Origin of the sequence: Hydrogenophaga sp. (assembly GCF_022844385.1) — a bacterium.
Classification (GTDB): domain Bacteria; phylum Pseudomonadota; class Gammaproteobacteria; order Burkholderiales; family Burkholderiaceae_C; genus Hydrogenophaga.
Genome location: NZ_JALHLX010000048.1, coordinates 16,117 through 20,583 on the forward strand (window position 1 = coordinate 16,117; position 4,467 = coordinate 20,583).

Below are 4,467 nucleotides of genomic sequence, written 5' to 3' on the forward strand. Positions count from 1 at the left end.
TCTGCGTTGCTGAACGGAACGGGCAGGCCTCTACCCGTTCCTGCGTGACACAACCTCGGGATTCGGCAGTAGGCGGTCGTACTCGCTCTTCACCACCTGATAGCACTCGCAGCTGCGGCGCTGCAATCCGGGGCGGTCCAGCACTGAAATGCGGCCGCGTGCATACTGGATCAGACCGCAGATCTGAAGGTCCAAGGCGGCTTCTATGACATCTTCACGTGATGCGCACAACATGTGGGCGATCAGCTCATGAGTTATGGCCACTTCGTCACCGGGAAGGCGATCCAGGATGAGTAACAACCAGCGGCAGAGCTGCTGGTCCAATGAGTGACGCCGGTTGCATGCAGCTGTCTGGCTCATCTGCGTAATCAGCGCTTGCGTGTAGCGCAGCATGAGGTGCATCACGGGGACTGAGCGTTCCAGCTCTGCTTTGATGACCACGGCAGGGATGCGGTATCCCATGCCCGCACTCTGTACCACAGTGCGGCTCGGTGAATTGCTGTGGCCCATGAAAATGGATATGCCGACCACACCCTCGCGACCCACCACGGCAATTTGCGCCGGCGATCCGTCCGCGTTCACATTGAGCAGCGAAATGATGGCGTTGGTTGGGAAATACACAAACTGCAGCGGCGCGCCAACCTCGTGAAGCGTCTTCTTCAGCGGAAGATCCACTCGCTCAAGAAGAGGTTGCCATCGCTGCCAGTCCGCGCGGGGCAATGAGGCCAGCAGCTGGTTCTGGCGGGGTTTGTCAGGTTCGATCAACTCACTTACCTCGGTCAGGACCGTCGTAAAGGAGACCATGAGACGGTACTCCAAGCGAACCAACAGCCGAGACCGCCCTTGTTTCAAATGGCCCGCAGAGCCAGCAGTGGTATCCCAATGGTGCCTTGATAATCGGGCATGAGCCAACACGCAGAAAAATCCATTGCACACGCGAATAGTGCGGTGCGTGCTGTGGGATTGGGCGCATCGGCTGGTGGGCTCGCCGTGCTTGAGCAGTTTCTGGCTCATGTCCCACCGTCAAGCGGTCTCGCTTATGTCGTTGTCCAGCATCTGGACCCCACGCAGAAGGCCATGCTGGTGGAGCTTTTGCAGCGCGCAACAGACATGCCAGTGCTTGAAGCGACCGACACGATGCGCATTGAGCCGGACGTGGTCTACGTCATTCCACCCAACAAGGAAATGTCCCTCGCAGGGGGGCTGTTGCATCTGGCAGAGCCCGTTCAGCCCCGGGGCATGAGATTGCCCATCGATCTGTTCTTTTCATCGCTGGCGCGCGACCAGGGCGATCGGTCGATCGGCGTGGTCCTGTCCGGCATGGGGTCGGACGGCTCGCTGGGCTTGCAGGCGATCAAATCGCAGGGTGGTCTGACATTGGCCCAAGCGCCGGAGTCTGCGCAGTTCGACTCCATGCCCAAGAGCGCCATTGCCACTGGCTGTGTTGACATCACCGGTCCGGTCTCCGACTTGCCCGATCGCATCCTCCGTTTCATCAAATCGAAGCATGGTGATTCCCCGGGGTACGACGACGAGGCCGGGGATGGTCAACAGGCCATTGGATCGATCCTGGGTTTGCTCAAAGAGCGCAGCAAACACGACCTCTCGGACTACAAACCCAGCACCTTGCGCAGACGCATCCAGCGACGCCTGGGCGTGCACGGTTTGACCAACCACGAAGCGTATGAGCAGTTTGCCCGGGACAACCCCCAGGAACTGGACCTGCTTTTCAAGGAAATGCTCATCGGCGTCACCAGTTTCTTTCGGGATCCTGTGGTGTGGCAGGAACTCAGAGACACGGTCATGCCTGCTCTGGTGGCGCGCAGCCCTCAGGGAACACGCCTTCGCGCCTGGGTGGTGGGTTGCTCCACGGGTGAAGAGGCGTATTCCCTGGCCATGGTCTTCAAGGAGCTGCTTGGCGAGCTGGACGACCCCGAGAGCCGTTCATTGCAGATCTTCGCCAGCGACCTGAGCGCAGACGCGATCAACGTGGCCCGCAAGGGACACTATCCGCAGAGAATCACCGGCGAGATGGATCCCGTGCGGCTGGGCAGGTTCTTCACTGCCCAGGGCAGCGGATTCCTCATCAACAGTGACATAAGGGAAATGGTGCTGTTTGCACAGCACGACGTGATTCTGGATCCCCCGTTCACCAAGCTCGACCTGCTCTCGTGTCGAAACCTGATGATCTATTTCAATGCGGAACTGCAAAGCCGCTTGATGCCCCTCTTCAGCTACAGCCTGCGTCCCGGAGGCGCGCTGCTGCTCGGAGGGTCGGAGACCATTGGAAAATTCCACGCCCTGTTCACGCCGGCCAGCCAGAAGTCCCGGCTCTACTGGCGCAGCGAATATCCCGTCAACGCAGGCTCGGTGTACTTTCCGACCAGTCCTCGCCGTGTCTTGACCCGGCATCCCCAGGAGTTCAATGTGTCCCCCTCGACCGTGCTTTCCGCCAACCTGCAAACCCACGCCGAGCAAGCGCTGCTTCAAGAATTTTCTCCGGCTGCCGTGCTGGTGAATGCGCAGGGCGACATCGTTTTCATCAATGGCAGCGTGGGCAAGTACCTTGAGCCCGCGTCGGGCAAGGCCAACTGGAACATCCATGTGATGGTCCGTCCCACCATCAGGACCCAGATTGCAGCGGCGCTGAGACAAGCCCAGCAGGACAAAGGCAGTGTGGAGGTGCGCGGCCTGCGCCTGAGCGAAGAGCCCATCCAGACCTCCCTGGATGTGACCGTCAAGTTGATGCACGAGCCTCATTCCCTGGCAGGCTTGGTGATGGTCGTCTTTCGCGAAGTCGTTGCGCCAGTGCCGGCCAAGCGCAGGCGCAAGCCAGCAGATGGTGCAGTGGACCCGCAGTTGGTCGAAGAACTGCAGCGGTGCAAGGATGAGATCCTCGCCTTGCGTCAGGAGATGGGTGCGTCTGCCGAGGAACTGCAGTCGGCCAATGAAGAGCTCCAATCCACCAACGAAGAACTTCAATCTGCCAACGAAGAGCTGACGACCTCCAAGGAAGAGTCCCAGTCGATGAACGAAGAGCTGCAGACACTGAACCACGAGCTGCAAACCAAGCTGGACGACCTGGCGCTGGCGCAAAGCGACATGCAGAACCTGCTCAACAGCACCGACATCGCCACGCTGTTCCTCGACAGTGCGCTGAATGTGCGGCGATACACCGAGCAGATCACCCGGATCATCCACCTGCGAGAGGGCGACATCGGACGGCCCTTGACCGACCTGGCCAGCACGCTGAACTACCCCGGTCTCAACGAGGACGCCAAGCAGACCCTGAAGACCTTGACGTTGACCGAGAAGGAGATCACGACCACCGACGGACTTTGGTTTCTGGTTCGGATCAAACCCTATCGAACGCTGGCCAACATGATCCATGGCGTGGTCATCACGCTGATCGACATCACCACGGCCAAAAAGCTAGAAGCCCGTCTTCGCAAGGGGTAGAGTGCAAGCTTGTGAGTTGACACTTCAACTCTCAGGAGCTTCCATGTCTTACCTCACTGAAACCTCTTCCTACCTCTCGAGCTTGCGTGAGCGGGCGACAACGCAGTTGACGGGCGGGATCCAGGTCGACCTCGCGCGCGCCAGCACGTCGGATGCGATGGCTGTGTTGTACAAGCTCGCGTCTTCGCCAGACACCGCCGTCGATGCAATGGCACTGCTGCACGAGCTCCAGGTCCACCAGGTTGAAGTCGACATGCAGCATGAGGAACTTCGACAGTCCCGTGTTGAGCTGGAGAATGACCTGATCCGCCAAACGGATCGTTTCGAGCGGGCGCCGGCAGCGTACCTGGTCGTGGACGAGGCGTCCGTGCTGTGCGAGATCAACGCGGCCGGATTGCGCTTGCTGCGGGCATCCGGCGATGACGTGCTGGGGCGCCCCCTCACCAGCTTTTTGTCTGCTCCCAGCAGGGAACGGTTGCGATGGATGCTCGGTCAGGCCAAAACCCAAGGTTCGACCGAAACCGTCGAGCTGGAGTTGCAGCACATGGATGGCTTGAGTCGCATGATCTACGCCAGCGCCGACAAGGAAGCCTCGTCGGATCGTTTTCTGGTGGTCCTCATGGCGTCACCGTCGCAGAGCTGACTCTGGTGTGTCCTGGTCCAAGACGCAATCGCTGCACATCCGGCATCCATGAGACCTCGCCGAACTTCCGCAGCGGGCCCAAGGCTGACACCCGTTGTTCAGAACTCGCCACCCGAAAGCGGCCGGTCGAACGCGCAGAAAGCCACCCGAGCGAGATTCACCACCTCAAGTAGTCTCGGAATCGTGGGCCGTCACTGCCGTCAACCCAGCGTGTAATCGTTCAGATCGACTGTTTTCACGGCGTTGACGTACTCCCGCGTGAAGCCTGGAAACAGCGCGATCACGCGACCGCTCTCCAGCCGGTACCAACTGCGGCACTGGCTCCACACCGAGCCGCCCAGGCGGGCCTGCAGCCGCTGGTTGTG

The 4,467-nt window shown here is 60.1% G+C and carries 3 protein-coding genes; 2 read left to right on the forward strand and 1 reads right to left on the reverse strand.

Going from position 1 to position 4,467, the window contains the following annotated elements; genetic code table 11:
• Positions 1 to 30 precede the first annotated feature (30 nt).
• Positions 31 to 804, reverse strand: coding sequence for a Crp/Fnr family transcriptional regulator (locus Q0C59_RS10300; RefSeq protein ID WP_291214854.1), 774 nt, complete (start codon positions 802 to 804; stop codon positions 31 to 33).
• 99 nt (positions 805 to 903) lie between these two features.
• Between Q0C59_RS10300 and Q0C59_RS10305 the strand changes: the two genes are divergently transcribed.
• Both Q0C59_RS10305 and Q0C59_RS10310 read left to right on the forward strand, forming a co-directional pair.
• Positions 904 to 3,459 (forward strand): chemotaxis protein CheB, encoded by a 2,556-nt coding sequence (locus Q0C59_RS10305; RefSeq protein ID WP_291214857.1) that lies wholly within the window; start codon positions 904 to 906, stop codon positions 3,457 to 3,459.
• 43 nt (positions 3,460 to 3,502) lie between these two features.
• On the forward strand, positions 3,503 to 4,102 hold the full coding sequence (locus tag Q0C59_RS10310) for a PAS domain-containing protein (protein WP_291214860.1): 600 nt from the start codon (positions 3,503 to 3,505) through the stop codon (positions 4,100 to 4,102).
• Positions 4,103 to 4,467 lie beyond the last annotated feature (365 nt).